The organism is Nocardiopsis sp. EMB25 (assembly GCF_026797795.1).
Lineage (GTDB): Bacteria > Actinomycetota > Actinomycetes > Streptosporangiales > Streptosporangiaceae > Nocardiopsis > Nocardiopsis lucentensis.
This window is the reverse complement of record NZ_JAMTDN010000001.1, coordinates 915,743-939,719: the sequence shown is the minus strand read 5'-3', so window position 1 is coordinate 939,719 and position 23,977 is coordinate 915,743. Positions and strand designations below refer to the sequence as shown.

At 73.1% G+C, this 23,977-nt stretch carries 27 protein-coding genes; 14 read left to right on the top strand and 13 right to left on the bottom strand.

What is annotated here, in order from left to right; all coding sequences use genetic code 11:
• Nucleotides 1-408: 408 nt before the first annotated feature.
• Nucleotides 409-1,002 (top strand): Dps family protein, encoded by a 594-nt coding sequence (locus KIK06_RS04095; RefSeq protein ID WP_017597266.1) that lies wholly within the window; start codon nt 409-411, stop codon nt 1,000-1,002.
• Between the two features lie 83 nt (nt 1,003-1,085).
• Here KIK06_RS04095 and KIK06_RS04090 read toward each other — a convergent pair whose 3' ends face one another.
• Nucleotides 1,086-2,030, bottom strand: a complete 945-nt coding sequence (locus KIK06_RS04090) for an NADP-dependent oxidoreductase (protein ID WP_268641957.1) — start codon at nt 2,028-2,030, stop codon at nt 1,086-1,088.
• Between the two features lie 150 nt (nt 2,031-2,180).
• Between KIK06_RS04090 and KIK06_RS04085 the strand changes: the two genes are divergently transcribed.
• Together KIK06_RS04085 and KIK06_RS04080 are read left to right on the top strand one after the other, a co-directional pair.
• On the top strand, nt 2,181-2,513 hold the full coding sequence (locus KIK06_RS04085; protein WP_327084626.1) for a winged helix-turn-helix transcriptional regulator: 333 nt from the start codon (nt 2,181-2,183) through the stop codon (nt 2,511-2,513).
• A 270-nt stretch (nt 2,514-2,783) separates the two neighbouring features.
• Nucleotides 2,784-3,236: a GlcG/HbpS family heme-binding protein gene (locus tag KIK06_RS04080; RefSeq protein ID WP_268641954.1), complete on the top strand. Its 453-nt coding sequence runs from the start codon at nt 2,784-2,786 to the stop codon at nt 3,234-3,236.
• Nucleotides 3,237-3,364: 128 nt separating this feature from the next.
• Here KIK06_RS04080 and KIK06_RS04075 read toward each other — a convergent pair whose 3' ends face one another.
• From KIK06_RS04075 to KIK06_RS04060, 4 genes are all read right to left on the bottom strand, one after another.
• Nucleotides 3,365-4,234, bottom strand: coding sequence for an ABC transporter permease (locus KIK06_RS04075; RefSeq protein ID WP_268641953.1), 870 nt, complete (start codon nt 4,232-4,234; stop codon nt 3,365-3,367).
• Nucleotides 4,227-4,997, bottom strand: coding sequence for an ABC transporter ATP-binding protein (locus tag KIK06_RS04070; RefSeq protein WP_017597261.1), 771 nt, complete (start codon nt 4,995-4,997; stop codon nt 4,227-4,229). Before KIK06_RS04070 ends, KIK06_RS04075 begins: the two co-directional genes overlap by 8 nt.
• Nucleotides 4,998-5,005: 8 nt before the next feature.
• Complete coding sequence (locus tag KIK06_RS04065; RefSeq protein ID WP_268641951.1) at nt 5,006-6,055, bottom strand: ABC transporter substrate-binding protein; 1,050 nt, start codon at nt 6,053-6,055, stop codon at nt 5,006-5,008.
• A 514-nt stretch (nt 6,056-6,569) separates the two neighbouring features.
• Nucleotides 6,570-7,451: a MetQ/NlpA family ABC transporter substrate-binding protein gene (locus KIK06_RS04060; RefSeq protein ID WP_268641950.1), complete on the bottom strand. Its 882-nt coding sequence runs from the start codon at nt 7,449-7,451 to the stop codon at nt 6,570-6,572.
• Between the two features lie 284 nt (nt 7,452-7,735).
• On the opposite strand from KIK06_RS04060, the gene KIK06_RS04055 reads away from it, so the two are divergent.
• Nucleotides 7,736-8,686, top strand: coding sequence for an aldo/keto reductase (locus tag KIK06_RS04055; RefSeq protein WP_268641949.1), 951 nt, complete (start codon nt 7,736-7,738; stop codon nt 8,684-8,686).
• An 81-nt stretch (nt 8,687-8,767) separates the two neighbouring features.
• Here the strand turns inward: KIK06_RS04055 and KIK06_RS04050 are convergent, their stop codons facing one another.
• Nucleotides 8,768-8,932 carry a hypothetical protein gene (locus KIK06_RS04050; protein ID WP_017597257.1) on the bottom strand — a complete coding sequence of 55 codons (165 nt, stop codon included), beginning with the start codon at nt 8,930-8,932 and terminating at the stop codon, nt 8,768-8,770.
• Nucleotides 8,933-9,121: 189 nt separating this feature from the next.
• Between KIK06_RS04050 and KIK06_RS04045 the strand changes: the two genes are divergently transcribed.
• Both KIK06_RS04045 and KIK06_RS04040 read left to right on the top strand, forming a co-directional pair.
• The gene (locus tag KIK06_RS04045) at nt 9,122-10,117 is read left to right on the top strand and encodes an aldo/keto reductase (protein ID WP_017597256.1); all 996 of its coding nucleotides are present in this window, start codon (nt 9,122-9,124) and stop codon (nt 10,115-10,117) included.
• Between the two features lie 86 nt (nt 10,118-10,203).
• Nucleotides 10,204-10,491, top strand: coding sequence for a hypothetical protein (locus KIK06_RS04040; RefSeq protein ID WP_268641948.1), 288 nt, complete (start codon nt 10,204-10,206; stop codon nt 10,489-10,491).
• A gap of 19 nt (nt 10,492-10,510) precedes the next feature.
• On the opposite strand, the gene KIK06_RS04035 is transcribed toward KIK06_RS04040, so the two are convergent.
• Nucleotides 10,511-11,065 (bottom strand): CGNR zinc finger domain-containing protein, encoded by a 555-nt coding sequence (locus KIK06_RS04035; protein ID WP_268641947.1) that lies wholly within the window; start codon nt 11,063-11,065, stop codon nt 10,511-10,513.
• 181 nt (nt 11,066-11,246) lie between these two features.
• Here KIK06_RS04035 and KIK06_RS04030 point away from each other — a divergent pair, with 181 nt between their 5' ends.
• From KIK06_RS04030 to KIK06_RS04010, 5 genes are all read left to right on the top strand, one after another.
• Complete coding sequence (locus tag KIK06_RS04030; protein WP_040688090.1) at nt 11,247-11,693, top strand: VOC family protein; 447 nt, start codon at nt 11,247-11,249, stop codon at nt 11,691-11,693.
• Nucleotides 11,694-11,762: 69 nt separating this feature from the next.
• Nucleotides 11,763-12,668 carry a pyridoxamine 5'-phosphate oxidase family protein gene (locus tag KIK06_RS04025; protein WP_268641946.1) on the top strand — a complete coding sequence of 302 codons (906 nt, stop codon included), beginning with the start codon at nt 11,763-11,765 and terminating at the stop codon, nt 12,666-12,668.
• Between the two features lie 81 nt (nt 12,669-12,749).
• Complete coding sequence (locus KIK06_RS04020) at nt 12,750-13,535, top strand: SDR family oxidoreductase (protein ID WP_268641944.1); 786 nt, start codon at nt 12,750-12,752, stop codon at nt 13,533-13,535.
• Between the two features lie 121 nt (nt 13,536-13,656).
• Nucleotides 13,657-14,271, top strand: coding sequence for a hypothetical protein (locus KIK06_RS04015; RefSeq protein WP_268641943.1), 615 nt, complete (start codon nt 13,657-13,659; stop codon nt 14,269-14,271).
• The gene (locus tag KIK06_RS04010; protein ID WP_268641942.1) at nt 14,268-15,467 is read left to right on the top strand and encodes a PrsW family glutamic-type intramembrane protease; all 1,200 of its coding nucleotides are present in this window, start codon (nt 14,268-14,270) and stop codon (nt 15,465-15,467) included. Before KIK06_RS04015 ends, KIK06_RS04010 begins: the two co-directional genes overlap by 4 nt.
• A gap of 74 nt (nt 15,468-15,541) precedes the next feature.
• Here KIK06_RS04010 and KIK06_RS04005 read toward each other — a convergent pair whose 3' ends face one another.
• The 5 genes from KIK06_RS04005 to KIK06_RS03985 form a co-directional block, all read right to left on the bottom strand.
• Nucleotides 15,542-16,318 carry a pyrimidine reductase family protein gene (locus KIK06_RS04005; RefSeq protein WP_268641941.1) on the bottom strand — a complete coding sequence of 259 codons (777 nt, stop codon included), beginning with the start codon at nt 16,316-16,318 and terminating at the stop codon, nt 15,542-15,544.
• Nucleotides 16,297-17,031, bottom strand: a complete 735-nt coding sequence (locus KIK06_RS04000) for a hypothetical protein (protein ID WP_268641940.1) — start codon at nt 17,029-17,031, stop codon at nt 16,297-16,299. The genes KIK06_RS04005 and KIK06_RS04000 overlap by 22 nt, the downstream gene beginning before the upstream one ends.
• 10 nt (nt 17,032-17,041) lie before the next feature.
• Nucleotides 17,042-17,902, bottom strand: a complete 861-nt coding sequence (folP, locus tag KIK06_RS03995; RefSeq protein WP_017597245.1) for a dihydropteroate synthase — start codon at nt 17,900-17,902, stop codon at nt 17,042-17,044.
• Nucleotides 17,903-17,991: 89 nt separating this feature from the next.
• Entirely contained in the window at nt 17,992-18,930 is a 939-nt protein-coding gene (locus KIK06_RS03990; RefSeq protein WP_268641939.1) for a carbohydrate kinase family protein, read from the bottom strand.
• A gap of 119 nt (nt 18,931-19,049) precedes the next feature.
• Complete coding sequence (locus KIK06_RS03985) at nt 19,050-20,000, bottom strand: EamA family transporter (RefSeq protein ID WP_268641938.1); 951 nt, start codon at nt 19,998-20,000, stop codon at nt 19,050-19,052.
• Nucleotides 20,001-20,104: 104 nt separating this feature from the next.
• On the opposite strand from KIK06_RS03985, the gene KIK06_RS03980 reads away from it, so the two are divergent.
• Nucleotides 20,105-21,004: a LysR family transcriptional regulator gene (locus KIK06_RS03980; RefSeq protein ID WP_268641936.1), complete on the top strand. Its 900-nt coding sequence runs from the start codon at nt 20,105-20,107 to the stop codon at nt 21,002-21,004.
• Nucleotides 21,005-21,054: 50 nt separating this feature from the next.
• On the opposite strand, the gene bla is transcribed toward KIK06_RS03980, so the two are convergent.
• Nucleotides 21,055-21,975: a class A beta-lactamase gene (bla, locus tag KIK06_RS03975; RefSeq protein WP_268641935.1), complete on the bottom strand. Its 921-nt coding sequence runs from the start codon at nt 21,973-21,975 to the stop codon at nt 21,055-21,057.
• 209 nt (nt 21,976-22,184) lie between these two features.
• Here bla and KIK06_RS03970 point away from each other — a divergent pair, with 209 nt between their 5' ends.
• Both KIK06_RS03970 and KIK06_RS03965 read left to right on the top strand, forming a co-directional pair.
• Nucleotides 22,185-23,075 carry a LysR family transcriptional regulator gene (locus KIK06_RS03970; protein WP_017597240.1) on the top strand — a complete coding sequence of 297 codons (891 nt, stop codon included), beginning with the start codon at nt 22,185-22,187 and terminating at the stop codon, nt 23,073-23,075.
• On the top strand, nt 23,072-23,974 hold the full coding sequence (locus tag KIK06_RS03965; protein WP_268641934.1) for a serine hydrolase: 903 nt from the start codon (nt 23,072-23,074) through the stop codon (nt 23,972-23,974). Before KIK06_RS03970 ends, KIK06_RS03965 begins: the two co-directional genes overlap by 4 nt.
• The last annotated feature ends 3 nt before the right edge of the window (nt 23,975-23,977 follow it).

Here is a 23,977-nt window from a genome sequence, read left to right as displayed (position 1 = left end):
CGCTGGGAGGGAACTCCCGGTGGGGGCAGCCGCTCGCGCGGGCCCGGGGCCGACGGAGGGCGTTCCGGCAACCCCGGGTCCACTGGCTCGACGGAGCCAGCGGGTGTCGCCCTGACTGTTGTTCCAGGCGATGTCGCCGGTGTCGGCGGTGTCCACGCGGTCGGCCACCGCGCCGCCGCTCTCGGAGACGCAGAGGACACCCCGGCCGCCGCTGCGAGGAAAGAGCGTTCCCACAACAGGGGCAACCGCGCGGACCCGCCGGACCGAGGCACCCCCGGCATAAAATCGGTGAGCCTTGCCCGGGGATGGTGTGTGCTTTCTCTTCCGTCGACGGTCGGTGTCCGAGACTGGCTCCCGGGGCGCGTCCGTGCGCGCTCCGAACGACCCGATCCGGAGGGGGAACCAGCCGTGACCACCCAAGAGCGTGCGAGTGCGACGCCCAAACCCCGGAGCAGCCAGCCGTGGCTGCACCAGAAGGGGAACGAGATCCAGGAGTACGGCACCGTCCGCCAGCTCCCGGTGGGCATGTCCTACAACACGCGCATGTACTCGTGCCAGCGGCTCAACCAGGTACTCGCGGACACGCAGATCCTGCACGCGCTGTACAAGAAGCACCACTGGTTGATGCGAGGACAGACCTTCTACCAACTGCACCTTCTGATGGACAAGCACGCCGACGAGCAGGCCGAGCTGATCGACACGGTGGCCGAGCGCATCCAGACCCTCGGCGGCGTGGCCATCGGGGACCCGCGGCACGTCGCCGAGATCACCAACGTCCCGCGCCCGCCCAACGGCGTCGAGGAGGTCCCGGCGATGCTGTCCCGCCTGCTGGAGGCGCACGAGACCATCCTGGAGGACGCCCACGACGCGGCGGCCCGGTGCCAGGAGAACGGGGACGACGGCACCAACGACGTACTGGTCTCCGACGTCATCCGCACCAACGAGCTCGAGGCCTGGTTCCTCGCCGAACACCTGGTGGACACGCCGCTCGTGCACACCTGAGCGCGAACGCCCCGCGCGGACGCCGGTACGGCGGTCCGCGCGGGGCGTGCACGGGCGTGGACCCGTCGGGCCAGGGGTCGACCTCAGGTCAGGGTGAGGACGACCTTGCCCGTGGTGCGTCCGGACTGACTGTGTTCGTGCGCCTTGGCGGCCTCCTCCAGGGGAAAGGTCCCGCTCACGACGGGTCGCAGCTTCCCGGCCTCCACGAGGGCGGTGATCTCCTCCAGCTGGGTGTGGTCGGGTTCGACGCAGACGGTGGCGCCGCGCACGCCCGCGGCGGCGGCCCTCTCGACGATGATCTCCTGGTCGAGCGGGTTGGACACGCCGACGTACACCCCGTCCGGCCGGAGAACGCGCAGCGACCGGTCCAGGTAGTCGCCGCCGATGGCGTCGAGCACGACGTCGACGTCGCCGACCGTCTCGGCGAAGTCGACGGAGGTGTAGTCCACGAGCTCGTCGGCGCCCAGTTCCCGCAGCACCCCGTGTTTGGCCGCGCTGGCCGTGCCGATGACGTGGGCGCCCCGGGCCTTGGCGATCTGCACCGCCAGGTGGCCCACCCCGCCCGCGGCCGCGTGTACCAGGACGCGCTGACCGTCCCGCACTCCGGCCGTGTCGACCAGCGCCTGCCAGGCGGTGAGCGCGGCCAGTGGGAGGGCGGCGGCCTGGACGTGGTCGAGTCCGTCGGGTTTGCGCGCGAAGCGCCGAGCGGGGGCGGACACGTAGTCGGCGTAGGCGTCGGGTACGTCCGGGTAGTTCGGCATCCCGTAGACCTCGTCGCCGACCGAGAACCGACTCGATCCCTGGGAGACGGCCACGACCACGCCCGAGACGTCGAACCCCTGGGAGAAGGGCGGCGTGAGCCAGTACCCGTGCTGCCGGAGCTTCCAGTCGACGGGGTTGACCCCCGCGGCGTGCACGCGCACCAGGATTCGGGTGGCGCCCAGATCGGGGACGGGTACTCGGGCGACCTCCAGGACCTCGGGGCCACCCAGTGTCTGCTGCTGAACGACGCGCATCTGCTCTGTCATGTCCCCGAGCCTTCCGGATAAGGTATCCAATGTATAGAAGGCACTTAAAAGTACGGTAGGTACCTTGTGTATACCACTCCTGAAATGCGGGAACATGGCGGAGCGAATGCCTATCTCCGCAACTGCGCCTCTCGCGACGTCCTCGACCTGTTGTCCAGCAAGTGGGTGTGCCTCGTCGTGGGCGCGCTCGCGGGCGAACCCATGCGCTTCGGCGCGCTGCGCCGCCGCCTGGACGGCATCACCCAGAAGATGCTCACCCGGACCCTGCGCGACCTGGAGCGCGCCGGCCTGGTGGAGCGCCGGGTGTTCCCCACCACCCCGCCGCAGGTGGAGTACTCCCTGACATCCCTCGGACGGGACCTGGGCATGCTCATGGAGTCCTGCCGGGTGTGGGCGGAGGAGCACATGGCCGAGATCACCGAGGCGCGCGAGCGTTACGACGCCCGCGCGGCCGCACCCGTGCGCGCACTCGACGCACCCTGAGGCTGGGACTGATGTGACCGGTGAGGCTGGTGGGGGCTCTTGGCCACCGGACCTGGAGTTTCCCACGAAGGCCGCCCGCTTCCCGGTGGGGGAATCAGGCGTATCCCCACATTCACTACTGATTTAGCATGCATTAGCCTCGTGTGGTGACCATCACAACCCTCCGAGTGTCGGGCCGAGCACCCGGTGTCCGGAGGGCGGCACGGGGGATCGACATCTCCGTGGGTGGCACGACGCCGACGTCTCCCCCGGGAGACCCGAACGAAGGGAATGCGCCTGGTGGCCATCACTCTGGAGCAGGCTCAGGGACTGATCGACGGAGCCGTGAAGCACGCGGCCGCCAACGACCTCCAGCCACTGACCGTCGCCGTCCTGGACCCGGGCGGCGTCCTCGTCGCCCTGGCCCGTCAGGACGGCTCGGGTCTGCTCCGACCCGACCTCGCCGTGGCCAAGGCCTGGGGCGTGCTCGGACTCGGGATGAACAACCGGGCGATCGCCGCCCGGGCGGAGTCCTCACCGGAGTTCTTCACCTCGGTCGCGACCCTGGCCCAGGGCCGGGTGCTCAGCGTCCCCGGCGGCGTGTTCGTCCGTGACGCCGAGGGCGCCCTGCTGGGCGCCTGCGGGGCTACCGGTGACACGTCCGTCAACGACGAGCTCGCCCTGCTGGCGGGCATCGAGTCCGTCGGGCTGAGGGCCGAGACCGGAGCCGAGGTCGAGGTCTGAGGCAGCCGCGACAGGAGCCATGCCGGGGGCCACGCCGCGCATGGGAGCCGACGACGGCCGCCGCCGCGCGGGATACGCGCGGCGGCGGCCGTGTGTCGTGGAGGGGACGGGACCGGGTGTCGAGCCGCTCAGGCCGTGGCCAGCCCCCACCGGCGCCGCAGGGAGCGGTCCGCCCAGCTGAAGAAGACGTCGATGAGGATGCCGACGACGAGCACGACGATGACGTAGCTCAGCAGGCGCTCGGCGTCGTTGAGCTGGCGGGCCTGGCTCAGCGCCCAGCCGATCGAGTTCTGCTGGTTGATGATGACCAGCAGCTCACCCGCCATCAGCGACCGCCAGGCGAAGGCCCAGCCCTGCTTGAGACCGCCGACGAACATCGGCAGCGCTGCGGGCACGATCAGCAGCCGGTACCGCTGGACCCCCCGAAGCCCCATCACCTGCCCGGCCCGCAGCAGCGACGGCGCCACGTAGTCGATGCCGGAGACCAGGCCGCCCGCGATGGACGGCGCCGCGCCCAGGATGATCACGAACATGATCGCCGACTCGCTGATGCCGTAGAGCAGCATCGCGAAGGGGAACCAGACGATGGACGGCATGGTCTGCAGGCCCGTGATCAGCGACCCGATCGCCACGCGCAGCGTGCGCACCTGGGCCACCGCCACGCCGACGAGGACCCCGACCACCAGCGCCAGGGCGAAGCCCGTCAGGGCGCGCCGCATGGTGACGCCCACGGCCTCCCAGAACTCGGCGGACGTGACCTCCCGCGACAGGACGGGCAGCACCCGGTCCGGCCCGGGAAAGACCCACTCCGACCGCCATCCGGACCACACGACCGCCTGCCAGGCGACCAGGACGACGGCCACGGCGGCCAGTTTGGGCCAGGCCGCCGACCAGACGCGCCGCGCGACCTCGCCCGCGCCGCGTCGGCCGCGCTCGGGCTGGAGTTCGAGCGCGTCGAGGCCCTGGACCTGGCGGTCCCGGGTGTCGGTGTCAGGCATGGCGCGAGACCTCCTGGCGGAGTCGGTCGGTGATCACCGCGGCCTGGCCGGCGATCAGCGCCGAGTCGATCCGGCGGGGGCGCTCGCCCTCCACCGGGAACTCGTCGATCACGCGGCCGGGGCGGCTGGAGAGCAGCACGACCCGGTCGCCCAGGCGCACCGCCTCCCGGACGTTGTGGGTGACGAACAGGACCGTGAGCCGCCGCTCCTGCCAGATGCGCTCCAGTTCGTCGTGGAGGATGTCGCGGGTCATGGCGTCCAGGGCGCCGAAGGGCTCGTCCATGAGCAGGACGTCCGCGTCCTGGGCCAGGGCGCGGGCCATGGCCACGCGCTGGCGCATGCCGCCGGAGAGCTCGTGGGGGCGCTTGCGCGCGAACCCGGTCAGCCGGACCAGTTCCAGGAGTTCGGCGACACGCTCGCGGCGCTCGGCCTTGGGTAGGCCGTTGACCTTCATGGGGACCTCGATGTTGGCGCCCACGGTCAGCCACGGGAAGAGCGCGGCCTCCTGGAACATCATCGCCACCTTGTGGCCCGCCGTGTCCACGCTGCCGGTGGTGGGCCGGTCCAGCCCGGCCACCAGGGAGAGCAGGGTGCTCTTGCCGCATCCGGAGGCGCCCACGATGGACAGGAACTCGTGCTCGCCGACGGAGACGGACATACCGTCGATGGCGGTCACGGAGCCCGCGCCCTCGCCGAAGACCTTGGAGATCGTGTCGACCTCCACGGCGCTGACGCGCGTCGGGGTGTCGGTGATGGTGGTCATGGGCCTCATCAGCCTTCCAGCCCGGAGACCGGGTCGCGGCCGTCCTCCGCGAGGAGGCCGTCGAGCGGGTCCAGGGCGTAGATTCCGGTCAGGTCGACGGGGTCGAGCAGGCCGACGGCCTCGGCCCGCTCGGCCCCGGTGAACAGCGACGGGGCGACGGGGTCGACGGTGAAGGCGATCCGGTCGAAGGCGGCTTCGGTGACCTCGTCCGACAGCCGGGACCCGGTGAGCCCCTCCAGGTGGTCGCCCGCCACGCGCCGGGCCCGTTCGGGGTGGGCGTTGATCCAGTCGACGGTCTCCAGGTGGCCGCGCAGCAGGTCCTCGACCAGGTCGGGCTCGCGGGCGAGGAACTCGGAGCCGACCACCAGGTGCGCGGTGACGAAGGCGCCGTCGGTCTCGGCCCAGGTGTCGGCCTCGTCGACGAGCAGGTGGGCGTCGCCTCGGGTGAGCAGACGGCTCAGGTGGGGTTCGGGCAGCCAGGCGCCGTCGATCTCGCCGAGTTCGAAGGCGTCCACGATCTCGGCGGGCGGCTGCGGGAGGATGGACAGGTCGCCGCCTCCGGCCGTGTCCACGTCCCACCCCTGTTCGTCGGCGAACGCGCGCAGGGCGACGTCCTGGGTGTTGCCGAGCTGCGGACTGGCGACGGTGGCGCCGCGCAGGTCGTCGACGCTCGTGATGTCGTCGCGTGTGACGAGGCCGGCCCCTCCGGAGGCCGCCCCGGCGATGACGCGCAGCGCCTGCCCCTCGGACTGGGCCCAGCCGTTCACGGCGGGGTTGGGGCCGACGAACGCGACGTCGACCTCCCCGGAGAAGACGGCGTTGATCGCGTCCGGCCCCGCGTTGAACACCCGGGTGTCGAAGTCGACGCCGTCGCCGAGGGCGTCGGCCAGGGTGCCCCGCTCCACACCGACCATGGCCGGGGCGTGGGCGACGTTGGGGAAGTAGCCGAGCGTCAGGGAGGGGCCGTCGTCCTCCGTGAGCGCCCCACAGCCGGTGACGGCCATGGCCAGGGCCAGGCAGGCCGCGAGCACTCCCGTCGGGCGCGAGGGCGGTCGCATGAGAGGAGGCCCCTTTCCGGCCGCTGTCGAGGTCTGACGAAACTCTACTTAATAAGTAGGTTTTGTGGAAGCCGGGCGCGGAAGCCCCCGGACCGCGACGACCAGCCCGAACGACGGCGCGCGGCGACCCGGAGTAACCCCACAACCGAAGAAAACCGCAGTTCAGGCGCACTGGCGAGGACGACACCCCGACCATTGGTCACCGAACGCACTCTCCCGCACCACGCGCCTCCCACGCCACCAGGAGAGTGATCCGTGTCACCCGCCCCGCGCGGGAGTGCCGACCCGCCCCGAACACGACGCGAGGGTGGTGGAGCCGGCCGGCTCCACCACCCTCGCGGGGACGCTGTGGGACTGTGTTCGTCGTGGGCCTGCCGCTTGGCTTCGGCCCGCCCGTCGCCCGCCACCGCCCGAGGGACCGCTCCGCGGCGGAGCGGACACCCTCAACCGGCGCCTGACGGCGCGGCGCTCACTCTGTTCGGGCGCCTGGAGCGACCGCTCCGGGCAACGGTCCCTAATCCGTCTCGACGACGTCCTCGTCCTTCACCACCGCGCCGTCGGCGTCGACGGGCAGGACGACGCCCTGCCAGGTGTTCTCGACGTACTCCAGGACCCGCTCGTCGTGCAGGAGCTCGACCAGCTGGAGGACCCGCTCGTCCTCGGCGTTCTCCGCCAGGGTCACCAGGCCGTTGGCGTAGGTCTCGACGTAGTCCTCACCCTCGGGCTCCCAGGCCAGGACGTTGGCGTCCTCGGTCAGCCCGGCCTCGATCGCGTAGTTGCCGTTGACGATCGCGGCGTCCACGTCGGCGATGGAGCGCGGCAGCTGGGCGGCCTCCAGCGGCATGACGACGAGACCCTGGGGGTTGTCGGTGATGTCGTTCTCGGTGGCGGACTCCCCGGCCTCCGGATCGACCGTCACGAGACCCTCGGCCTCGAGGATGCGCAGGGCGCGGTTGAGGTTGGCGGGGTCGTTGGGGACCGCGATCTCGGCGCCCTCGGGCAGGTCCTCCAGGGACTCGACGCTCTCGGAGTACAGGCCGAGGCGCTCGATGTGCACGTCGGTGACGTAGGAGAACTCGGCGTCGGGGCCGTTCTCCTGCCATTCGGCGAGGAAGGCGCGGTGCTGGAAGTAGTTGGCGTCCAGCTCCCCCTCGGCCAGGGCCGCGTTGGGGGTGTTGTAGTCGGAGATCTCCTGGATCTCCAGGTCCAGCCCGGCCTCCTCGGCGAGGTTCTCGTCGATGAAGGTGAGGATGTCGCCGTGCGGCACGGGGCTCACCCCGATCCGGAGCGCCCCGGCCTCGGCGGCCTCGCTGGCGGCCTGCTCGCTGGGAGCGCCACAGGCGGCGAGCGCCAGGGTGACGGCTGCGGCGCCGATGACGGTCGGGGTCGTGCGCATGGTGCACTCCTTCGTGCTCATGGGGTGGCGGACCTGGGAGGGGCCGGTCAGGGGGGCTCCGGGCGCCCGCGGGACCAGTCCGCCGACGGGCGGGTTCGTCCGAGCACGAGACTATCCCACCCTTTTGGTAGGAAATTACGTTCCGCCCAGCTCAGAGCGTGGGATCCCCCACACGCGAACGGCCCGCCACGGTTCCCCGGGCACGGCGGAAAACGCCTGGCTCCGGCTCACCCGCTGCCCTAACCTGGCCGCGACCACCGACCTCCTATCCGAACACGGTGAGCATGAACGACACCAGACTCCGCAGGCTCGGCCGCTCCGACCTGTACGTCTCCCCGCTCTGTCTGGGCGGCAACGTCTTCGGTTGGACCGCGGACGAGACCGCCTCGTTCCAGGTCCTGGACGCCTACACAGCGGCCGGGGGCACCATCGTCGACACCGCGGACGTCTACTCCGCGTGGGTCGAGGGCCACCGGGGCGGGGAGTCGGAGACCGTCATCGGCGCGTGGCTCGCCGCCCGCGGCCGCCCCGACGACCTGGTCATCGCGACCAAGGTCAGCCAGCACCCCGAGTTCCGCGGCCTGTCCCGCGCCAACGTCCGGGCCGCGGCCCACGCCTCGCTCCACCGGCTGGGCGTGCGGACCATCGACCTGTACTACGCGCACTTCGACGACCGCGACACCCCGCTGGCCGAGAGCGCGGAGGCCTTCTCCTCCCTCGTCGACGAGGGCGTCATCCGCTACATCGGCCTGTCCAACCACAGCCCGGACCGGATCCGGGAGTGGCTGGACATCTGCGCGGACCAAGGCCTGCACGCCCCGGTGTGCGTCCAGCCCCACTACAACCTGATGGAACGCGGCATCGAGACCGACCTGGTCCCCCTCGCCCAGGAGCGCGGGCTGGCGCTGCTCCCCTACTTCGGTCTGGCCCGGGGCTTCCTCACCGGCAAGTACCGCCACGGCGGCCCGGATGTGGACAGCCCACGCGCCGGGAGCGCCCGAGCCTACCTCGACCGACCGCGTGGTGAACGCGTACTCGAGGCACTGGACGCGATCGCGGCCGAGCACGGCGTGCCCCAGGCATCCGTGGCCCTGGCCTGGTTGGCCGACCGGCCGGGCGTGGTGTCGGCGATCGCGAGCGCGCGCGACGCCGCCCAGTTGGAGGGCCTGCTCCCGGTCCACGGTCTGAAGCTGACCAAAGAGGAGTCGGACCGGCTGACGAAGGCCTCCGCCTGACGCGGCCCGGTGCGGGCGCGCGCCCTCGCACCGGGTCCGACACTCGCCGCCGACCGAGGCCGTCGGCCGGGCCCCGTGCGCTCAGGCCGGTTCGGGTTCGGGCTCGGGTCCGGGCGGTTCGGGAACCGGGCCGGGAGGCTTGGGCTCCGGGTCCGGCGGGGGCGGCGGTACGGGCGTCGGGGGGAACGGGTCCGGCGGCATCGGGTCGGGATAGCGCTCGACCGCGCCGTGGGTACGGGTGTGCATGGTCCGTCCTCCTCCCGGATCGTCAGGCCGGGGATGTACATCCAGCTACCCGCCGGGTGCCGCGGGGAAACCGCGCGCGGTGACGGAGGGGTGAAGCCCGGACCCGCCTCGGCCGGGTTCCCCGGCTGAAAGCCGCCGTGATGGGAGGATGGCCGCGACCCGAGTCCGCCGACGTCAGGGGCCTTTTTCGTGATCTACGTCGCCGCTCCCGCCCGCTACGACACGATGCCGCGGCGCCGGTGCGGCCGCAGCGGACTGTATCTTCCGGTGCTGTCGCTCGGCCTGTGGCACGGCTTCGGGGAGGACCGGGGGTTCGAGGCCCAGCGCGCGGTCCTCCTGCGCGCCTTCGACCTGGGTGTGACCCACTTCGACGTGGCGGGCACCCAGGGGCCGCCCGTCGGAGCCGCCGAGGAGACCCTTGGCCGCGTGCTCACCCGTGAACTGCGCCGATACCGGGACGAGGTGGTCGTCACGACCAAGGCGGGGGGCTCCGCGTGGCGCGGTCCCTACGGAGGGGGCGGTTCCCGGAAGGCGGTGCTGGCCGGTCTCGACCGGAGCCTGACCCGGCTGGGACTCGACCACGTGGACGTCTTCCACCACGACCACCCGGACCCCGACACCCCGTTGGAGGAGACCATGGGCGCCCTGGACACGGCCGTGCGCCGGGGTAAGGCCCTGTACGCGGGGGTGTCCGGCTACTCCCCCGAGCTGACGCGGCGGGCGTCCGGGATCCTCCGCCGCCTGGGCACGCCGATGCTCGTGCACCAGACGCCCTACTCCATGTTCGACCGACGGGCGGAGGACGGTCTGCTGGAGGTGCTCGACGACCTCGGCACGGGGTGCGTCGCCGACGCGCCCCTGGCGCGGGGGCTGCTCTCCCACCGCCACCTGAGGAGCGCACCGGAGGATTCCCGCCCCGACGAGGCGCGTCCCCTCCCCTCCGGCGAGCCGATCACCGAGAACGTGTGGGAGCGGGTCCGCGCCCTGGAGGGCGTCGCCGGGCGACGGGGACAGACCCTCGCGCAGATGGCGCTCGCCTGGGTGCTGCGCGACGAACGTGTGACCTCAGCAGTGGTCGGCGCGACCGGTGTCGCCCAGTTGGAGGACGACGTGGCCGCCGTGGGCGCGCTGGACCTCACCGACGCCGAACTCGCCGAGATCGAGCCGCACGCCCGGGCGGACTGAGCCGGGCACCGGGCTCCGCCGTCGGCGTTTGTCCGCCGGGGCGCCGGGTAGTGGAGGGACCCGTCTCCCCGGTGGGAGGAGGGACCATGGAATGGCCGACCCTGGGCTGGCTGATCGGCGTGCTGGTGGCCCTGGCCGTCCCGGTCGTGGTGATCCTCGTCGTCATCGGCGTCATCTCCCTCGAACAGGCCCGCGCCCGGCGAAGCGCCTCTCCGGATGACTGGAGCGAGGAGCCGGACGGGCGACGCTATCCGACCGGACGGGAGGAGCCCGGGGAATCGGGTGGCGCCTCGTCCGGGGAAACGGGCGAGGATCCCGGTGAGCCGGGCGGCCCATCGCCCGGGGCGGGTCCGCCCGACCGGCCTCGGTCCTGACCGCGCCGCGCGGAACCGGTCAGGGGGCACCCGCGGACCGGGTGCGCGCGTGGTGCCGCGCCGCCTTGGCCCGGTTGCCGCACCCGGCCATGGAGCACCAGCGCCGGGTGCCGTTCCGGGACGTGTCGAAGAAGTGGAGGACGCAGGCGGGGTTGGCGCACCCGCGGATGCGCTCCGGGGCGTCGAGCAGGTCGAGGTAGTCGGCGGCCGCGGTCCAGGCGGGCCCCCACGCGGGGTCGTCGAACTCGACGGTGGCCGCCGGGATCCCGTCACGCAGCAGTCTGCGCACGAGGCCGTGGCCGAGGACCTCGTTGAGCCGCGCGGCCGCCTCGGTGTCCTCGGGCGCGTCCACGAGCACGGCCAGGGCGTCGCGGGTGGTCAGCACCCGTTCCAGCGTCCGATTGTCGACGGCGAACCGCGTGTCCAGGCCCGTCTCGCCCAGCCACTGGCGCAGACCGTCGATCCCGTCGAGCAGGTCGTGCGGGGTCGCCCCCTCGACCCACCGGGTGTTGAGCAGGTCCATGGCGACCGGCTCGCCGACCAGCGGTCGCCGCCTCGTGACCGTCGAAGCCATCACTCTTCCGCCTCGCGCATCGTCCCAGGCCCGCGTCAGCGTGGGGCCGTCTGGATCGTACCAAGGACGCCGCCTAACCCTTCAAATTCACTTGATCGGTTGCAGCATCGCAATCTAACCCCTAATATCCAGATAGCCGGTTAGAACGATCGGCGAACCCGAGAGAAGGTGTGCTGTGGCACTGACCGAGGTGAAGACCGGGCACGTGGGTCTCAACGTCACCGACATCGAGCGGTCCGTGGACTTCTACGCGCTGGCCCTGGAGTTCGAGGTGATGGGCCGGGGCACGGAGGAGGGGCGCGAGTTCGCCTTCCTCGGCCGGGACGGCGAACTCGTCCTGACCCTGTGGCGACAGGCCTCGGAGCCGTTCCAAGGGGACGTGTCCGGCCTGCACCACCTGTCCTTCCAGGTGGAGACGGTCGAGGAAGTACGCGGGGTGGAGGCACGGCTGCGCGCGTCGGACGTCCGGTTCGCCTACGACGGCGTGGTCCCGCACGGCGAGGGCGCCTCCTCCGGGGGCGTGTTCTTCCACGACCCGGACGGCATCCGGCTGGAGGTCTACGCGCCCACCGGCGCCGAGGGGACCAAGGCCCCGGTCGCCTCCGCGCCCACCTGCGGTTTCTTCTGATCGACCCGCATTCCGCGGTGCCCCGCCCCGGGGCGCCGCCCCCCGCGACCAAGGAAGAAGGACGACGGCATGGGCACCTACCACCCGGGGGAGCGAGCCGTACAGGCCCGCAGCGGTCTGACGGACCCGGCCGATCACGCGGGCCGGTCCATCCGCGCCACCATCCCCGACGTCGCCGCGCGGTTCCTCGCCGCACAGCGCGTGCTCGTCCTGGGAGCGGCCGACCACGACGGTCGTGTGTGGTCCTCGCTGCTCACCGGGGATCCCGGATTCCTCCGCGTGCGTGACGAGCGCACCGTCGACGTCGCCGCGGCGCTCCGCGACGCCGACCCCCTGGCCGGGGTCCTCCGTGACGGCACCGTCCAGGTCGGCGCGATCGCCCTCGACCCGGTGGCCAGACGCCGCATGCGCGTCAACGGCACGGCGCGCGGCCTCGCCCCCGAGGGACTGCGCGTCACGGCCGACCAGGTGTACGCCAACTGCCCGAAGTACATCCAGCGGCGGGAACTGACGCCCTCCGCGACGGCGGACGCCGCGCCGACGAGGGGCGGGCGTCTGACCGGGGCGCAGCAGGAGGTCCTGCGGCGGGCGGACACGTTCTTCGTCGCGACCGCCGGTGCCTCGGGGGCGGCCGACGCCAGCCACCGGGGCGGCGATCCGGGGTTCTTGACGGTGCACTCCCCCGAGCTGCTCAGCTGGCCGGACTACACCGGCAACGCCATGTTCATGACCCTGGGCAACCTCTGGGTCAACCCCCGGGCCGGGCTCCTCGTGCCCGACTGGGAGACCGGGGACCTGCTCCAGATCACCGGAACGGCACGGGTCCGCTGGGCGGACGGCGCCCCCGGCGCTCCGCGCTCGGTCGAGTTCACGGTGGAGGAGGTGGTCGCCAGCCCCGGGGCGGGCCTCCTCTCCCCCGGCCCGCCCGAGTACTCCCGCGCCAACCCGCCGGTCGCGGCCGCCACGGCGGACTGACCGGCGCCCCGCCCCGGAACGTGCGCCGCGCGACGACGGCTGTCAGGATGCGATGAGCACGAGCAGGGATCGGGAGGACACATGGATCTGGGCATCGCCGGTAAGGTCGCACTGGTCACCGCCGCCAGCTCCGGGCTCGGCCGCGCCATGGCCGTCGCCCTGGCGGCCGAGGGGGTCGACGTGGCCGTCACCGGCCGCGACCCGGAGCGGCTGGAGGCCACCGTCACGGCCTGCGCCGAACTCGGCGTCCGCGCCACGGGAACGGTCTGGGACCTGTCCGACCACGGCCGGGCCGGTGAGGTCGCCGCGCGCACGGCCGAGGAACTGGGGCCGGTCGACATCCTGGTCAACAACACCGGCGGTCCGCCGCCCACCCCCGCCCTCGGGCAGGACACGCGACTGTGGCAGGAGCAGTACGCGGCGATGGTCCTCCCGGTCATCGCGCTCACCGACGCCGTCGTGGGCGGCATGCGCGAACGCCGTTGGGGTCGGATCATCACGAGCACCTCGTCGGGCGCGGTCGCGCCGATCCCGAACCTCGGAGTCTCCAACACCCTGCGTTCCTCTCTGCACGCCTGGTCCAAGACCGTGGCCCGCGAACTGGCGCCGTTCGGGGTGACGGCCAACGTCATCGTGCCCGGGAAGGTGGCCACGGCGCGCACCGACGCCCTGGACCGGGCAAGGGCCGAGCGCGAGGGCCGCCCCCTGGCCGAGGTCGAGGCCGACTCGCGGGCCGCCATCCCGGCGGGACGGTACGGCGACCCGGAGGAGTACGGAGCGGTGGCCGCCTTCCTGGCCAGCGAGCGGGCCGCCTACGTCACCGGGTCGACGGTCCGCGTCGACGGAGGGCTGATCCCCACGCTCTGACCGCCCTTGGTGAGGTGAAATCCCCAGCAAACGTGTACCAAGTAGCGCTTTCCTCCCCTCCGTTCGCCCATCCGGGTGTTTGTCTGGAACCGGCACTGGGCCACGGAGACGGAGGGGCACGATGGCGGACGCGGACGAACGGGAGCCCGGATCGGAGCCATCGCGCCCCGGTCGGAGCGCCTGGCTGCCGTTGGGCGTGGCCACGGCGGTGACCGTGCTGCTGGTGACGGTCTGGCCACTGCTGAACGCGGCCCTGCCCGACACCGAGCCGGTGCGCTCCGGGCAGGCGCTGCGGGTCGGGTCCGAGGGCGGTTACGAGGCCGCGCTGACCTTCGAGCGCGGCGGATGGGAGCTGTACCCCGGTTCCAGCACGGCCGACCGGTCCTACCTGTTCGGCCGTGGCCCGGTGGAGCTCACCGTGCGCTCCGTCGTCCCGTTGGAGGAGACGCCGCCCAGCGCCACGGAGCTGTGGCAGGGGTTGGGAAGGACCGTCCGCGCCGAGGATCCGGACGCGCGGCTGGGCGATCCGCGCCCCGTGGCCGCCGACGAGGGGGCGCCGGGACTGACCGGCCCCCTGGCCGGCGACGAGGACGGAGTCGCGGCCCTCTACCCCTCCCCCGACGGCGGGTTCGCGGTTCAGCTGGTCCTGTCCGGACCGGACGCCACCCCGGCGGACCTCGCGGCCGTCGAGGACGTCATCCGGTCGGTCGTCTTCTCCGAGGGAGGGGCCGCGTGAACGACGTGCCCCACGAACGCCGCGACACCGCCCCCGCGCCCGAACGGCCGACGGAGGAGGAACCCCGGGTCCCGCCCCCGAGGGGGGACGACGCGCGAGAGCCCGAACCGCCGACCACCGCACACGCGGCCCGGCACGGCGCGCCCACGCACGCGCGTCCCGGCTCCCGACCCCCCGGTACCCGGCTGCCCGCCCTGGTCGGCGCCGTCGTGATCGCCGTGGCCTGCCTGGCCGGGCTGATCTTCCAGATGTTCCAGTTCGCCGGGCACATCCGCGTCTTCCCGTGGGCGGCGGTGCTGGCCCTGGCGTTCGCGGCGGCGACGTTGGCGTTCGGGTTCTGGATCCTGCGCGGGATCCGCCCGGTGCGCGCTCCCGCCCCGGTGCCCAGCGCGGTCGCCGCCGTGTGGGGGATGACGGCGGCGACGGGCGCGGGCATCATCGCCAACGGCGGGCTCGGCGCGGTCTGGTCGAAACTTCTGGGACTGGGCGTCACGGGCGCCTGGGACGCCGCACTGACCGCGCCCGTCAACGAGGAGCTCCTCAAACTCGCGGGCATCGTCCTGGTCGCCGTCGTCTTCCCCCGGGCCCTGCGCGGCCCGGTCGACGGCTTCGTTCTGGGCGCGCTCGTCGGGCTCGGATTCGAGGTGACCGAGAACCTCATCTACGCGTTCCAGTCGGTGACCCGGAGCGGAGCCACGGACCCGGCTCTGGCGGTGGCGACGACCACGATCGTGCGGATCGGCCTCACCGGCCTGGGTTCGCACTGGGCGATGTCGGCCGTGGCCGGCACCGCCGTGGGGCTGCTCGCCGCCGACCGCTGGCGGCCGGACCGGCGGCGCGCGGTTCTGGCGGCCCTGCTCGTCCTGCTCGCGACGGGCCAGCACTGGCTGCTCGACTCGCCGCTGTTCGGTGAGGGGATCGTCGCCGTCCTGGTGAAGGTCACCGCGGTCTTCGCCAGCACCATGGCCGTCTACGTCCCGGTGCGGCACTCCTACCGGCGCCGGATGCGGCGTGCGCTCGCCGTCGAGGGCGAGGCCGTGGGGATGCGGCGCCCGGCGGCCGTCGCCCTGGTCACGCGGCACGGTCGGCGCCGGGCGGTCCAGGACGTCGCGCTGCCCGAGCAGCCGGCGGTGCTGGACCGGCAGGAGCGGATGCTCACTGCCGCCGAGGACCGCGTGGCCCGGGACGAAGCCTGAGAGGGGTGCCGTTTCGTGGAGCGGTCACCCGAGCACGGGCCGAGGCGAAGCGGCAGGCCCGAGACGAACACAGCCTAGGGACGCATCCAGCGGTGCAGCAGGGTGCCGTCCTGTTCGACCACCAGCCGGGGAACCAGTGTCCGGTCCACCCCGGCCCCCACCGTGACGCGCTGCTGCACTCCCGCGGCGAGGAGGGGCACGACGGTCAGACACAGCTCGTCGAGCACGTCCGCGGCCGCCACGTCACGCAGCAGACGGGGCCCGCCCTCGCACAGGATCCGCGACAGGCCGCGGGCGTGCAGGGCGTCGACGGCGGCGGGCAGGTCCACGCTCCCCTCCCCGACCACGATCACCCGGTCGGGGCCGATCACACGGCGCGCCCGGTCCAGCGCCTCCGGACCCGCGGCCTCGCAGGTGACCAGCAGGACGTCGCCGTGATCGGGGTCGTCGGCGGCCAGCAGCGGCGGTACCTGGGCCGCGCCGCTGACCACCGCCGTCACCGGGCACGTCGGCCGCCCCTCGGCGGCGGCCCGGTCCCGGAAGCGCGCGGACCTGGCCGGGGTGCGCCGATACCCCTCGCTCCGGGCCGTCCCGGCGCCCACCAGGATCACGTCGGCCAGATCGCGCAGGAGCGTGTAGACCACAAGGTCCGCGTCGGTGTTGATGGAGCCGGTCCTACCGTCGTTGCCCGCGGCGGCGCCGTCCAGGGTCGCGACCATGTTCGCGCGCACCCAGGGGCGCGCGGTCGCGTCCGGGTACGCGTAGAGCCGTTCCAGGTCGTCCGGTCCCAGCCGGTCACCGGGGGCGGCCGCACCGGGCGCGACGTCGTTCAGCAGGAGGCGCACGACCACACCGCCACGAAGTAGGTGACGCCGAAGGGCGCGTCGGCGTACAGGAGTTCCGATCCGACGCTGGTACCGCCCAGCACCACGGCCGAGGCCATCACCTGGAGCGCCGCGCGCCCGGCGACCATCTGGTCGGCGGCCTCCTCCGGGTCCAGGGCGGTCAGCGCTCCGGTGTCGCCGTCGGCCAGTGCGTGGCGCACGACCTCGTCGACGTCGACGGACGCGGCGTCCAGGTGCCCTGGTTCGCGCACGCCCCAGCGGGCGCCGCCATCCCCCATGACCAGCAACCCGACCCGCTCGGCGCGTCCGGCGACGGCGCGCGCGACACGTTCGACCTCCTCGGCGGAGGCGTCCCAGGCGACGGTGACCATCTCGACGGGGGTGTCGGGCGCGACCGAGTCGAGCAGGCGCCGGGCGATGCCCAGGCTCAGGGGCAGCGGTTCGGCGGTCGGGGGACGGCTCTCCCTCCCCGCGCCCTCCGCCTCGGGGCCGCGCCGGGCGGCGTCCGCGTAGATCCGTGTGGGCACGCGGCCCGACACTTCCCCACGGGAGGTGTCGGCGCCGCCCACGACGACGATCCGGTCCAGCCCGGGTGTGGACAGCAGGACCGACACCGCCGACTCGCAGACCCCGCGCAGGTCGGCGGCGACGTCCTGGGCACCGGTGAGTTCCCTCAGCAGCAGCGGCGGGTGTGGGCACACCGCGGTCGCGACGATCACGCGCTCCTCCTCACGCCAGTCCCCGAATCGTCCGTGCGGGGGGTGTGACGCCCCGGATGGCGGAGACCATGTCGAGCACCTGACGGGTGGGTGTGACCTCGTGGACGCGGTAGACCTGGGCGCCGTGCCAGGCGCACACCGCGGTCGCGGCGAGCGTGCCGGTCAGCCGTTCCCCCACCGGCAGGTCGAGGGTCTCGCCGACGAAGTCCTTGTTGGAGAGCGCGACCAGCACCGGCCAGCCGGTGTCGGTCATCTCGTCGAGCCTGCGGGTGAGCTCCAACGAGTGCCAGGTGTTCTTGTTGAAGTCGTGGGCGGGGTCGATCAGCACCGAACGCGGGTCCACGCCCAGGGACACCGCGCGTTCGGCGAGCGCCACCGTCCCGTCGATCGCGTCGCGCACGACGTCGTCGTAGGAGGGCCGTAGGGGTCCGGTCCGGGGGGCGAGGCCACCGGTGTGGGTGCACACCAGCCCCACGCCGAACTCGGCGGCGACCTCGGCCAGCTCCGGGTCGTGGCCGCCCCAGGCGTCGTTGAGAAGGTCGGCGCCGGCCTCGCAGACCGCCCGGCCCACCGACGCGCGCCAGGTGTCGACGCTGATCACCAGGTCCGGGAACTCGGAGCGGATCGCCGCCACGAAGTCCACCGTGCGGCGCTTCTCCTCCTCGGCGTCGACCTCCTCGCCGGGGCCGGCCTTGACTCCGCCGATGTCGATGATGTCGGCGCCCTCGGCCACCACCGCGCGCACGCGCTCGAAGGCGGGGGCGTCGTCCCAGGTGGCGCCGTTGTCGTAGAAGGAGTCCCGGGTCCGGTTCACGATCGCCATGACCAGCGTCGTGTCCGGTCCGTACTCCCGACCGCGCAGTCTCAGCACGTGCCGTCCGCCTCTCCCGGAACACTCGCGCCCCGGCAGACGCGGCGCTTTCGCATCTCGTGGTTCAACGCCCCTCCCAGCGGCCCACCCTAGGGCACGGCGGACCCCCCGGCGGCACCGGCCAGGCGTCGAAGAGCGGGCGGGTCCACGAACTCGGTGTGCGTGCCGTGGCTGCCGCAGGCGAACGCGCCCGCGACCGACCCCGCGAGCACGCACTCCGCCACGTCGCCGCCCGCCAGACGCGTGTACAGGAAGGCGGACACGAAGGAGTCACCGGCGCCGTTGGTGTCGACCACCGGGCGTTCGGGACGAACGGCCGGGAAGTGGCGGGGCTCGGACTCCCCGCGCGCCAGGACGCGGCAGCCGTTCGACCCGTCGGTGGCCACGACGAGGTGGGCGCGCCCCTCGTCGAGGACGCGGCGCATCACCCGCGCCTCGCGCCCGTGGATCGCGGCGGCGCTGAGGAAGACCAGGTCGGAGCGCAGGGCGTAGTCGAGGTGGTGGGACTCCTCGCCGTCCCAGTCGTGCAGGTCCGTGGAGGTGCCGACCCCCAGCCGCTCCAGGTCGTCGTACATGTCTCGGTTGTGGTTCATGATCGACATGTGCACGTGGCGGGCGCGTTCGACGAAGGGGAGGTAGAACTCGCGGGGAAGCCGCAGGTCCGACGGGTGGCGTCCGTCGAAGAAGGAGAACCTCCGTCCCCGCGCGTCCACCAGGTTGACGCCGCGCGGCGTGCCGTGCGGCGAGACGACGTGGCTGAAGTCGAGTCCCCGCTCGGCGTAGGACTCCAGCACCATCCGGCCCTGGAGGTCGTCGCCGAGGAAGTCGATGAACTTCGTGGCCATACCCAGCGCGTGGCAGCCCAGGGCCACCCCGTTGCCGGTGTGCCCCACGTAGTCGCGCACGGGGGGCACGAACACCGCGTCGCCCTCGGGCAGGGCCAGCTCCTCCACCCGGACGATCGTGTCCACCCCCGTCCCGCCGACGACCAGGACGTCGTAGTCGTGTCCCCGTCCGTTCTCGGCCATCACGTCTCCTCCAGGTAGGGGCCCGGATCCGGCTGGCCCGAGTCCGCGGGAACCCTCCCACACTCCTCCCCGGGGCGCCAGGGGTCTCCCGGGGAGGAGGACCGCGGGCCGCTCGGGGGTCAGCGCGAGGGACCGGTCGCGCCTTCGGAGGCGGGGGCGGGTCTGGGGTCACGCCCGGGCCCGGAGGCGCCGACGGAGGCTGGTGCGGACCTCGGCGCACGGCCGCTGAGCGACGTCAGGGCGACCCCGCCCACGAGCAGGACGGCGGCGACCCAGCTCAGCGGGGTGATCTCCTCTCCCAGCAGCAGCGCCGCCGAGGCCATGCCGAACACCGGCACCAGGAGCGAGAACGGCGCCACCGCCGAGGCGTCGTAGCGGCGGAGCAGGAAGCCCCAGGCGCCGAAGCCGAAGACCGTGGCGCCCCACGCCACGAACAGGATCGCGCCGACCCCGACCGCGTCCAGCTCCCGGATCGCCGTGAGCCCGGCCTCCGGCCCCTCCAGGAGGAGGGAGAGCGCGAACAGCGGCAGCGGTGGCACGAGGCTGACCCAGACCATCCAGCTCAGGGCGTCGGGCGGTGCGGCCCGACGGGTGATGACGTTGGCCAGGCCCCAGAACGCGGCGGCGGCCACGACCATGAGGAACGCGGTCATCGGCCCGGAGGCGCCCTGGTCGTAGGCGGCGACCCCGATCCCTCCCAACGCCACCGCCGTCCCCACGTACCGCGAGGGCCCGAGGCGTTCCCCCAGGAGCAGCACGGCCAGGAGCGCGGTGAACGCCGCCTGGACCTGGAGGACCAGCGAGGTGAGCCCGGCGGGCATGCCCAGGTGCATCCCGGTGAAGACGAGGCCGAACTTCGCCACACCCAGCACCAACCCCACCAGAACGATCCACCTGAGCGCGACCCCGGGCCCGCGTACCAGGAACACCGCCGGGACCGCCGCCACGAGGAAACGCAGGGCGGAGAACAGGAGCGGTGGGACGTGGTCGAGGCCGACCTCGATGACGACGAAGTTGATGCCCCACACCGCGGCGACGAGCACGGCGAGGGCGATGTGAACCGGACGCATGGATTCGATGATGCCGATGATGTTGATTCAGCACTAGCGAAGAGTTCTGCATGGTTGGATTCAGCGTTGCTACATTGTCTGGGTGTGCCCCCGGAAGGAGTGCCGTGCTCGACCTCGCCAGGCTCCGCGCCCTGCACGCCGTACACGTCCACGGGTCCGTCGGCGCCGCCGCCGACGCGCTCGGCTACACACCGTCGGCGATCTCCCAGCAGGTGGCCAAGCTCGAACGGGAGACCGGAAGCGCGCTCCTGGAACGGCGGGGGCGGGGGGTCGTGCTCACCGACGCCGCCGTCCTCCTCGTCGACACGGCCGCCCGGGTGCTGTCCCTGGTGGAGGAGGCCGAGGTCGCCCTGGAGGAACAGCGCGGCAGGCCCAGCGGCCGACTGACCGTCGCCGCCTTCTCCACCGCCGCCCGCGGCCTGCTCCCGGGCGTCATGGCCGAGCTGTCCGCCGCCCACCCCGCCCTCGACCCGCGGCTGATCGAGGAGGACCCGCACGCGACGCCGCGCATGGTCGCGCAGGGGACCGTCGACCTGGCGGTGGTGCACGACTGGGACATCGCGCCGATGTCCGTCCCGGAGGGGGTCACACGCGCGACGATCGGACGCGATGTGTGCGACGTCCTGCTGCCCCCGGACCATCCGCTCTCCAGCCACCCGGTCCTGCGCCGCGAGGACGTGGCCTCCGCCCGCTGGATCTGCCAGCCGCCGGGAACGGTGTGCCACGACTGGCTGATGCGCACACTGCGCGCGGTGGGGGTCGAACCGAACGTCGTCCACCTGGTGGGTGAGTACCAGACCCAGGTGGCGCTGGTCGCGGCCGGTCTGGGCATCGCGATGGTCCCGCGGCTGGGGCGGGGCGCCGTCCCCGACTCCGTCGTGGTGCGGCCGTTGGAGCCCGCCCCGGTCCGCGGCGTGTCCGTCCTCTGGCGTGAGGGGACCTCGCGCCGGCCCGCCGTCACCGAGGCCGTCCGTGTCCTGCGGGAGCACGCCCGGGCGCTGTGACCGGGCCCGGGGCGACCGCTCGGGACCGCCCCGGACCGGTGGGGGCGCGCCTACCCCATGGCCTCGGCCACGATCGCCGCCGCGTCGGCGATGAGCGCGTCGTCGTGTTCGGCGTCCTCGGTGTCACGGCCGCTCATCACGGCCAGGACGATCGGGTCGCCCTCCGGCGGCCACAGGACCGCGATGTCGTTGCGGCCGCCGTAGCCGGCGGTGCCGGTCTTGTCGCCGACCGTCCAGTCGTCCGGGACGCCGGCCCTGATCACCGTGTCGCCCGTGACGTTGCGCCGGAGCATGTCGACCAGGACCTCCCGCCGTTCCTCCGGCAGGACGTCACCGAGCGCGTACGCGCGCAGGGTGGTGGCCATGGCGCGCGGCGTGCTGGTGTCGCGGATGTCGCCGGGCGCCCCCTCGCTCAGCTCGGGCTCGACCCGGTCGACGTGCGTGACGTCGTCGCCGACCTCCCGCAACTCCTCCTGGAGGCCGCTCGGCCCGCCCAGCTCGTCGAAGAGCAGGTTGGCGGCGGTGTTGTCGCTGTACCGGACGGCGGCGTCGCAGACCTCCAGGAGGGTCATCCCGGTGTCGAGGTTCTCCTTCGCGATCGGAGCGTGCTCCTGGAGGTCCTCCTCCGCGTAGGTGACGACCCGTTCCAGGTCCTCGTCCGAACTCCGCCGCAGCACGGCGGCGGCCGAGAACGCCTTGTGGGTGGAGGCGTAGGCGAACCGGTCGTCGGCGTTGTGCGCGAGGGTCTCCCCGGTACCGGTGTCGACCGCGAAGACGCCGAGCCGGGCGTCGTAGCGCTCCTCCAACGCGGCGAACCGCTCCGCGTGCTCCCGCGAGGCCGCCGGGGCCGACGAGGGCGACTCGGTGGCCTGGGGAGCGGCTTCGCCGGTCGTCGCGCAGCCGACCAGCGGGACGAGGGCCACCGCGGCGGCCGCCGCGGTCCTGGCCAGACGTGAGAGGTGATGCGACATGGCTGTACGCCTTCCTTCCCCTGTGGTGGGGGTGTGCCGATGGACCGGGCCCCGCCGCCGACCGGCGGCGTCCCGAAGCGGACGCACGTGCCGCGCGCACACGCCCGCCCCCTCCGGAGGGCCCGTGTCCGGCAGTCTCACCCGGGCCGGTGCATGCTGTCCAAGACACGAACGACGGCCTCCATGCGTTTACGGCATACTGTGCGGCCATGGACCTCGTCGGCGCCTGCCGCGCGTTCGTCAGCGTGAGTGACCGCGGCAGCTTCACCCTCGGCGCGGCGGCAGCGCGCATTCCCCAGCCCGTCGCCAGCCGCCGCGTCGCCGCCCTGGAACGGCACCTGGGCGCGCGGCTGTTCGACCGGTCCGCCCGCGGGGCCGCCCTGACCCAGTTCGGCCGGGACATGCTGCCGTCGGCCCGACGCCTGGTCGAACTGGCCGAGGCGATGGAGCACGACGCGGAACGCGCGCGGCTCGCCCCGGTCCGCCTCGCCGTCCCCGACCTGTGCCCCACGCGCGCCCTCGCCCGGCTGGACGCGGCCGCGCGGCGCCGGGGGCTGCACCTGGACTTCCACCCGGCGCCGCCGGAGCGGAGGGCGGAGCTGCTGCGCACCCAGCAGGTGCGGGCCGCGGTCACCGGGGTGCCCGAGGACGAGGCGCGGTGGACGGTGCCGCTGGGGCTGGCGGGTGCCGAGGAACCACAGACGAGAACGGTCTACCTGGAATCCCTGCGGACGGGCCGGGCGGAGCGATCGGCGCCCCGACGGGTGTGGCTCCAACCCGAGGACGACGTGCCGCACGTGCGCGACCGGATCCTCCGGGTGCGCGACACCGTCGGTCTGCGTCCGACACAGGTCACGGTCGCCTCCGCGCTGACCGCGGCCGTGGCGGAGGTGTTCGGGTCGCGGGACCTGCTCCTGTGCTCGCACGCCCAGGCCGCGGAGCTGGGCCTGCGCTGGCGGCCCCTCGGAGAGCCGCGGCTCGTACGCGGCTACGAGGTCGGGGCCGTGACCGGAGACGAGGCGGAGCGGATCCGCGGGACCCTGGGCGGGGACATCGCGCGCTGCCTGGGCGCCCGAGGAGCGGAGGAGGACGGCGGATGAACGACACGTCCCTGGTCAGGGAACTGCGCCAGGAGTTGGACGAGGGCGGCCTGCGCGGATCGTTCCTGGTGCGGGACCTGGCCTCCGGAAGGGAACTGGGGATCGAGCCCGACCTGGAGTACCCCACCTCCTCCGTGGTCAAGGTACCCCTGGCGATCGCCGTGCTGGAGCTGATCCGACGGGGCGGACTCGACGGCGCGGACCCGGTCGAGGTCCGCCCCGAGGACGCGGGCGTGACGGGGCCGTTCGGGCTCAGCCGCTTCCGGCACCCGATCCGGATCGCCGTCGAGGACCTGATCTACCTCAGCCTCTGCCTGAGCGACAACAAGGCGGCCAACCTGCTGTTCGAGCGGGTCCCGCCAGAGGAGGTGGCCCGCGTGCTCCGGGAGTTCGGGATCGGCGGCGTCACCGTCCGGCACGCGATCCGTGAGCTCCGGGAGACACCTGAGGACCACCTGGCCCCGGCCGACGCCCACCTCGCCCACGCGCTGGCGATCCGCGCGGGCACAGCCGGGCGCGGCCACCCGGTCCCCCAGCTCGACGTCACCCGGACCAACACCGCGTCGGCACGGGCCTGCGTCGACCTGCTGGCCGCGCTGTGGACCCCGTCGAGGATCCCGCCCCAGGTGACCGCGCGCGTACGTGAACTGATGGGCGCCAACATGCTGCGGCACCGGTTGGCACCCGACTTCACCTCCGACTCGACGCGGTGGTCCTCCAAGACCGGGACGCTGCTCCACCTGCGCCACGAGATCGGCGTGGTGGAGCACGAGGACGGCCAGGCGTTCGCGGTGGCCGCCCTCACCGAGTCGCGGGTGTCGGCGGTCGTGCAACCGGAGGCCGACGCGCTCATGGCCCGGGTGGCGCGAGCGCTGCGCGACCACCTGCGCGGCGGGTAGCGG

What these genes read in the sequence shown, in the direction of transcription:
- KIK06_RS04090 (WP_268641957.1), bottom strand. Translation starts at nt 2,030, where the DNA reads ATGACAGAGCAGATGCGCGTCGTTCAGCAGCAGACACTGGGTGGCCCC.
- KIK06_RS04080 (WP_268641954.1), top strand. Translation starts at nt 2,784, where the DNA reads ATGCGCCTGGTGGCCATCACTCTGGAGCAGGCTCAGGGACTGATCGAC.
- KIK06_RS04075 (WP_268641953.1), bottom strand. Translation starts at nt 4,234, where the DNA reads ATGCCTGACACCGACACCCGGGACCGCCAGGTCCAGGGCCTCGACGCG.
- KIK06_RS04070 (WP_017597261.1), bottom strand. Translation starts at nt 4,997, where the DNA reads ATGACCACCATCACCGACACCCCGACGCGCGTCAGCGCCGTGGAGGTC.
- KIK06_RS04065 (WP_268641951.1), bottom strand. Translation starts at nt 6,055, where the DNA reads ATGCGACCGCCCTCGCGCCCGACGGGAGTGCTCGCGGCCTGCCTGGCC.
- KIK06_RS04060 (WP_268641950.1), bottom strand. Translation starts at nt 7,451, where the DNA reads ATGCGCACGACCCCGACCGTCATCGGCGCCGCAGCCGTCACCCTGGCG.
- KIK06_RS04055 (WP_268641949.1), top strand. Translation starts at nt 7,736, where the DNA reads ATGAACGACACCAGACTCCGCAGGCTCGGCCGCTCCGACCTGTACGTC.
- KIK06_RS04050 (WP_017597257.1), bottom strand. Translation starts at nt 8,932, where the DNA reads ATGCACACCCGTACCCACGGCGCGGTCGAGCGCTATCCCGACCCGATG.
- KIK06_RS04040 (WP_268641948.1), top strand. Translation starts at nt 10,204, where the DNA reads ATGGAATGGCCGACCCTGGGCTGGCTGATCGGCGTGCTGGTGGCCCTG.
- KIK06_RS04035 (WP_268641947.1), bottom strand. Translation starts at nt 11,065, where the DNA reads ATGGCTTCGACGGTCACGAGGCGGCGACCGCTGGTCGGCGAGCCGGTC.
- KIK06_RS04025 (WP_268641946.1), top strand. Translation starts at nt 11,763, where the DNA reads ATGGGCACCTACCACCCGGGGGAGCGAGCCGTACAGGCCCGCAGCGGT.
- KIK06_RS04020 (WP_268641944.1), top strand. Translation starts at nt 12,750, where the DNA reads ATGGATCTGGGCATCGCCGGTAAGGTCGCACTGGTCACCGCCGCCAGC.
- KIK06_RS04015 (WP_268641943.1), top strand. Translation starts at nt 13,657, where the DNA reads ATGGCGGACGCGGACGAACGGGAGCCCGGATCGGAGCCATCGCGCCCC.
- KIK06_RS03990 (WP_268641939.1), bottom strand. Translation starts at nt 18,930, where the DNA reads ATGGCCGAGAACGGACGGGGACACGACTACGACGTCCTGGTCGTCGGC.
- KIK06_RS03985 (WP_268641938.1), bottom strand. Translation starts at nt 20,000, where the DNA reads ATGCGTCCGGTTCACATCGCCCTCGCCGTGCTCGTCGCCGCGGTGTGG.
- bla (WP_268641935.1), bottom strand. Translation starts at nt 21,975, where the DNA reads ATGTCGCATCACCTCTCACGTCTGGCCAGGACCGCGGCGGCCGCCGCG.
- KIK06_RS03970 (WP_017597240.1), top strand. Translation starts at nt 22,185, where the DNA reads ATGGACCTCGTCGGCGCCTGCCGCGCGTTCGTCAGCGTGAGTGACCGC.
- KIK06_RS03965 (WP_268641934.1), top strand. Translation starts at nt 23,072, where the DNA reads ATGAACGACACGTCCCTGGTCAGGGAACTGCGCCAGGAGTTGGACGAG.